The following is a 4,399-nucleotide window of genomic DNA, read 5'->3' on the forward strand; positions in this document are numbered from 1 at the left end:
CTCCAGCTCCTCAACAGCCACCGACTCGTTGGTGGTATGGGCCTGGGCCAGATCGCCCGGGCCCAAGATGACGGTGGGCACGCCCAGCTGGCGAATGAGGAAGCGGGCGTCGGTCCCGCCGGGAAAGCCGCCGGGCGCAACCGGTTCCAGCCCGAGGGCCGCCCGGGCTGCCTGCACCACCTGCACCATGGGCGTGTCCGCCGGAATCTCCGACGGTTCCGCGGCTTCTAGGACCTCCAGCCGGGCATCCACCGCCGCCTCGTCTCTGAGCCGCGCCAGCACTCCCTCCAGTTCCTGCCGGGCGCCTTCCACCGTCTCGCCGGGCACCAGGCGCCGGTCCAGGGTGATTCGGCACCAGTCCGGCACCATGTTGGCCTTTTCGCCGCCCTGGATGGTGGCCACCGTCAGGGTGGGCGGGCCCAGGAGCGGGTGGTGGGCGGTGAAGGGGAGGGCTTCCAGAGCCTCGATCACCCGGGCCATTTTGGTGATGGCGTTGACGCCCAGATGGGGCGTGGAGGCGTGGGCGCTCCGGCCAACGGTGGTGATCTGGGCCCAGAGGAGGCCCCGGGCTGCGACCATGGGCCGCAGGCCCGTCGGCTCGCCGCAGATGGCCGCGTCGGCCCGCACGCCGGCGGGCTCCCCGCGGGCCTCCTCCACCAGGACCTTGGTGCCCAACATCCCGAGCATCTCCTCATCGGCGACGGCCTGCAGGTGGAGCCGGCCCCGGAGCCGGATGCCCGCCCGCTGGAGGGCGTCGATGGCGGCCAGCAGGCTGGCAAAGGCTCCCTTCATGTCCGCCGCGCCGCGGCCCCAGATCCGCCCCTCGTGGAGGTGGGCCGCGAACGGGGGAAAGCGCCAGGCGGTTGGGTCACCGGCGGGGACGACGTCAAGATGGCCGTTCCAGATGAGGGTCGGGCCGTCGGACCCGCCCCAGTCGCCGGTGAGGCTCACCCGGCGGGGGGCCGGTTCATGACGCCGGAGGTGGGTGAATCCCAGGGCCTCGAGACGCTCTTCCAGCCACGCCACCGCGGGCGCTTCGTTCCCCGGCGGGTTGGTGGTGTCGATGCGGATCAGCTCCTGGGCCCAGGCCACCAGCTGGGCCCGGTCCAGGTGGCGGGCCACCTGCCGGGTGACCTCCTGGAGATCGATCGCCATGGGCCTCCCTCCTCGTGGGTTTCACGATGGGTTCCCGACGGGGCCGCATCACGCCGCGGGTGGCCGGCAGACCGGCTTCCCGCCTTCACGTCGGTGTTCGCCCTCACGCTGGTCTCCCGCCTTCACGCCTGCAGGAAGGCCTCTCCCACCTCGGTCGATGCGGGCCGGGTCACCCAGCTGACCGCCACGAAGAGGGCCACGTTGGCCAGAAGACCCAGGATGCCGGGGTTGATGTCGAGGGGCGTCACGGGCTGGACCAGCTGGAAGTAGGAGTTGACCAGCACCCCCGCCACCAGGCCGCTCAGGGCGCCGGCCCGGGTGGCCCGGGGCCAGTAGAGCCCGCCGTAAATCAGGGGGGCGAACTGGACGATGGAGCCGTACGCGCCCAAGAGGAGCTGGACCAGGCCCGCCGCTCCGAAGATCGCCAGCCAGTACGCCGCCGCCCCGATCACCACCACCGCCGCCCGCATGATCCAGACCTGCTCCCGCTCCGTCAGGGCGGGGGCCAGGGGGAGGATGACGTCCCGGGTGAGCTCCACGGCGGCGCCGTGGGTGATGGCGTCCGCCGACGACATGGCGGCGGCCAGGGTCCCCGCGCCGATGAGCCCGAAGAGCCAGCCGCTCACGGGAAGCAGGTTGGTCAGCATGTAGGGGAGGACTTGGTCCGGGTTCTCCAGGGCGTCGGCCGGCACGTTGAGGACCCCGGCGAAGCCGATGAAGAGAACGGGCACCAGGAAGATGGCGAAGAGGGGGTAGGCGAGGACCGTCTGCTTGATCCGCTGCTCGCTGGTGGTGAAGGACTTCATGAACAGGTGGGGCCACATGATGAAGCCCAGCACCGAGACCAGGATGGCGGTGGAGTAGGCCATGGGCGACATGGTGGAGCCGGGGCCGCCCAGGCGCAGGAAGCCGGGCCGGGCCGCGTCGATGGCTTGGAACATGGGCCCCGGCCCGCCGTGGAGGGAGAAGACCAGGTAGAGCCCCATGCCCCAGGCGACCACCAGCATGAGGAGCCCCTGGAAGACGTCGCTCCAGGCCGCCCCCCGGACGCCGCTGGTGCTCACGTAGGCCACCACGATCCCATATGCCAGCAGCGCCCCCGCCCAGAAGGGGATGTGCCCTTCGGTGAGCACCTCGAAGACGTAGGCCATCCCCTTGATCTGGAGGGTGAGGTACTGGATGAAGGCCAGGACCGCCACCAGCCCAACGATCACGCCCAGGAGGGTGGAGCCGTACCGGTCCCGGAGGAAGTCGCCCATGGTGAAGTAGCCCCGCTGCCGGCCCAGCCGGGCCGCCTTGGGGCCGATCAGGTACCAGGGGAGCATCCCCAGGGCCGAGTAGGCCAAGATGTAGAAGGAGGCGGCGCCCCGGGAGTAGGCCCACCCCGGCCCACCCAGGAAGGCGAAGGCGCTGAAGACGGTCCCGCCCATGAGAAACCACATCAAGAGCAGGCCCAGCTCCCGGTTGGCCACCGCAAACTCCGAAACCGACCACGCCGACCGGCCCCGCCCGGCGAGCACCCCAAACAGAAAAGCGATCCCCAGGTAGACCAGCATGATGGCCAGCGCCAGCACCCAGCGGCTCATGCCTTCGGCCTCCTTCCGTACTCCGCCCAGTAGAAGAGGATCACCCCGACAAACTCAACCCCAACCCAGAAGACGATCCAGGCCAGGGCGAAGGGCAGGCCCAGGATCATGGGCTGCACCCGATTGGCCACGGCGAAGACCGGGAAGATGAGCAGCACCAAGAGCGCCAGGCTGAAGAAGGCGAAGCGCCGTTCCAGCCCGTGAGGCGCCTGCTCATCGGCCACCTTTGCATCCAACGCCTTCTCATCCAAAGGACATCCCTCCCTGGGGCTGAGGCCCCCTGGTCTCTCGAGCTCTCAGGTGATCTCCAAGGCGGGCGCGTGGCTGGGACGGTTCGGGTGGAGTGGGCTCCGATGGCGGTCGTTGGCAGGAGCGGCCGTGGGTGGACACGACGGTTCGGGTGAATTCCATGGAATCAGATTGACTTGCAGGAATTATACGGTACTCTACAAGAGAAGAGACGAAGCGTCAAAGCTTCTCAAGGAACAGGAGGTTCGGTGGATGGTACGCGATCGGTCCTGGATGGCAGCGTTGGCCGTGGCCCTCGTCTTTGCGCTGGCTGGCACCGCCCCGCTGGCCGCGAGCCCTGCGGAGCGGCAGACCAACGGCATCATCGCCTTCGCCGGACAACGGCCTCCTCACCTTGGTGATGCAGGAGTTCGGCGTGGCTTCCGTCCGTCACGTCACCAACCCTGCCTACTGGCGCCCCGGCCCCATCTCCTACTCCTTCCACGGGCGGGACATCTTCACCCCAACCGCTGCCCGGATCGCCTCGGGCTGGCCTGCGGCTGAGGTGGGGCCCGAGATCACCGACTACATCACCCTGGACATCACCCCGGCGCGCCGGGAGGGGTCCACCCTCCGGGGCGAAGTGGTCCTCATCGACTTCTATGGCAACCTGCAGGCCAATATTGATGCTGGCCTGGTGCGGGAGCTGGGGTTGAGCTATGGGGACCGGGTCCGGGTGACCGTGGGCGACAAGACCGTTGAGAGCGTCTTCGTGAACACCTACGGCGACGTGCCCGAGGGGGACCACCTGATCTTCCTGGCCAGCACCGACCTCCTGGAGGTCTCCATCAACATGGGCAGCGCCCAGGAGTTCTTCCAGGCGGACCTCGGCTCGCCGGTGGTGATCGAGCGGCTGCCGGAGGGCGGGCGGTTCGCCCACCCCAGCCGAGGGGCACCTCGGACAGGCCCGGCCTGAAGGCCGGGCCGTCTGCGCGTTGGCTGACCGGGGCGTCCATCTCCCACGTTCGGGGTCTCCCTGGCGGACCAACGTTCCCGTCCAAACGATCCTTGCCGGGGGAGCCGCCGGGACCATCCGAGCGGCCTGCACGCGCAATCAACAACGGCCACATGAGAGCACATATCAATCATGAACGATCAACATATCGTTGACTTATGATCGCATCCTGGACTATCCTGGAAGCGTGCCAGCCATCGGCCCTTGGGGCTTCGTGCCCTCCAACCCCACCCGAGCCACGCCCTGGCCTGCACGGCTCGTGGAGTCCCGAAGGAGCGTAGAGCCATGGATCATGCAACAGCCTATCTAAGACACATCGTCGCCGCCCAAGGACGGGGGGAGGTGCGGGGGATCTACTCGGTCTGCACGGCCGACCCCCTGGCCCTGCGGGCCGCCATGGAACAAGCGGTGGAAG

Annotated in this window: 4 protein-coding genes; 1 reads left to right on the forward strand and 3 read right to left on the reverse strand. The window is 68.7% G+C overall.

What is annotated here, in order from left to right; all coding sequences use genetic code 11:
* The 3 genes from FWJ67_RS10620 to FWJ67_RS10630 form a co-directional block, all read right to left on the reverse strand.
* The coding region (locus FWJ67_RS10620; RefSeq protein ID WP_414482803.1) for a M20 family metallopeptidase at window positions 1-1,155 on the reverse strand (1,155 nt) is incomplete at its 3' end.
* Window positions 1,156-1,277: 122 nt separating this feature from the next.
* Entirely contained in the window at window positions 1,278-2,741 is a 1,464-nt protein-coding gene (locus FWJ67_RS10625) for a sodium:solute symporter family protein (protein WP_414482477.1), read from the reverse strand.
* Window positions 2,738-2,992 carry a hypothetical protein gene (locus FWJ67_RS10630; protein WP_304173324.1) on the reverse strand — a complete coding sequence of 85 codons (255 nt, stop codon included), beginning with the start codon at window positions 2,990-2,992 and terminating at the stop codon, window positions 2,738-2,740. The genes FWJ67_RS10625 and FWJ67_RS10630 overlap by 4 nt, the downstream gene beginning before the upstream one ends.
* 299 nt (window positions 2,993-3,291) lie before the next feature.
* On the opposite strand from FWJ67_RS10630, the gene FWJ67_RS10635 reads away from it, so the two are divergent.
* Window positions 3,292-3,945 carry an S-adenosyl-l-methionine hydroxide adenosyltransferase family protein gene (locus FWJ67_RS10635; RefSeq protein ID WP_414482804.1) on the forward strand — a complete coding sequence of 218 codons (654 nt, stop codon included), beginning with the start codon at window positions 3,292-3,294 and terminating at the stop codon, window positions 3,943-3,945.
* The last annotated feature ends 454 nt before the right edge of the window (window positions 3,946-4,399 follow it).

The sequence above is a fragment of the Limnochorda sp. genome (assembly GCF_047459355.1).
Taxonomy (GTDB): Bacteria; Bacillota; Limnochordia; order Limnochordales; family Limnochordaceae; genus Limnochorda.

Bases quoted from the DNA above. Each gene is read 5' to 3' on its own strand.
- FWJ67_RS10625 (WP_414482477.1), bottom strand. From the start codon at position 2,741: ATGAGCCGCTGGGTGCTGGCGCTGGCCATCATGCTGGTCTACCTGGGG.